This window comes from Neisseria sp. P0009.S007 (assembly GCF_051962515.1).
In genome coordinates this window covers 1-955 of record NZ_JBQCVF010000599.1, presented here as the reverse complement: position 1 = coordinate 955, position 955 = coordinate 1, and the positions used below count along the sequence as shown (strand labels likewise).

Annotated in this window: 2 protein-coding genes and 1 pseudogene; 1 reads left to right on the top strand and 2 read right to left on the bottom strand. The window is 45.5% G+C overall.

Annotated features, from left to right (window positions below; genetic code table 11):
- Window positions 1-150 (top strand): annotated as a pseudogene (locus ACTHS3_RS15070) (YihA family ribosome biogenesis GTP-binding protein); the annotation flags it as partial.
- Window positions 151-365: 215 nt separating this feature from the next.
- Here ACTHS3_RS15070 and ACTHS3_RS15065 read toward each other — a convergent pair.
- Window positions 366-584, bottom strand: a complete 219-nt coding sequence (locus tag ACTHS3_RS15065) for a hypothetical protein (RefSeq protein ID WP_070607215.1) — start codon at window positions 582-584, stop codon at window positions 366-368.
- Window positions 562-795 carry an RNA-binding S4 domain-containing protein gene (locus ACTHS3_RS15060; protein WP_002221492.1) on the bottom strand — a complete coding sequence of 78 codons (234 nt, stop codon included), beginning with the start codon at window positions 793-795 and terminating at the stop codon, window positions 562-564. The genes ACTHS3_RS15065 and ACTHS3_RS15060 overlap by 23 nt, the downstream gene beginning before the upstream one ends.
- Window positions 796-955: the final 160 nt, after the last annotated feature.

Sequence of the window (955 nt, the reverse complement as noted above, 5' to 3'; positions counted from 1 at the left end):
CCCTACACTGAGCGTCAAAAAATCAGCGTTCAACTGTTCTCCAGCCTGAAAAAACAAGGCATGGACGAAGTCAATCAAGTGGTCGGTTCATGGTTTGACGCGCATCGCGAAGAAATCGAAAATCTTGCAGGCGAAGTATCGCCTGAGTGATTGTAAAACAAGGCGGAATAAGATGAATTGACCAACCGCAAATCTTATTCCGTCATTTGTTTTTCTATAATGCCGTTTTCTATCTGACTTTCAAAGGGTATGTATACGCATACCCTTTTTTATTGCGTTTTTTTTATTTTCTTATCGCAAACTAAAAACAACGACGCATCAGTGAAAAATCTTAAAAAGCATGGTCTTATTCAACTAAACCTTTTTCAGACGGCCTTTGCCTCATCTTCGCCATCTACCCACCCTGCTTCTTTCAATTTCCGCTGTTGCGCGTCATAGCGTGCTTTTTCCACCCAATACATTGTCTGGATACAGGCATCGCCGCATTCGCTGCCGCAACATTCCCACGACTCGGGGCGGACGGGTTCGTCTAACAATGGCTCGCCCAAGATGGCTTCGGCTTTATTCTTCAGGGTCGTATCCATCGGCGATTTCCAAGCGCGCACCGTCAAACTCAATCACTTCGCCGCCGCGTATTTTGGCGGTTTTACGGGTTTCAGTTTCGCCATTACGCAACACCAGCCCTTCGGCGATAAACGCTTTTGCCTGTCCGCCGCTTTCGGCAAGACCGGCCAATTTCAATAAGTCGCACAACGCGATGTATTCGTTGTCTTCAAGATAGACGGTTGCTTCCATCATTTAATCCTTTTCAATAATGGCGATATTTTAACATGGCCGTCTGAAAGAAAGCCCCCTTCTGTTTTATTTGCTTTATCCAACCTCATTACATTTGGTTTTCAGACGGCCTTTAGCTGCCAACCCTGCTACAATACGCCTTTTATTGTTCACGCCGATT

Bases quoted from the DNA above. Each gene is read 5' to 3' on its own strand.
- ACTHS3_RS15065 (WP_070607215.1), bottom strand. From the start codon at position 584: ATGGATACGACCCTGAAGAATAAAGCCGAAGCCATCTTGGGCGAGCCA.
- ACTHS3_RS15060 (WP_002221492.1), bottom strand. From the start codon at position 795: ATGGAAGCAACCGTCTATCTTGAAGACAACGAATACATCGCGTTGTGC.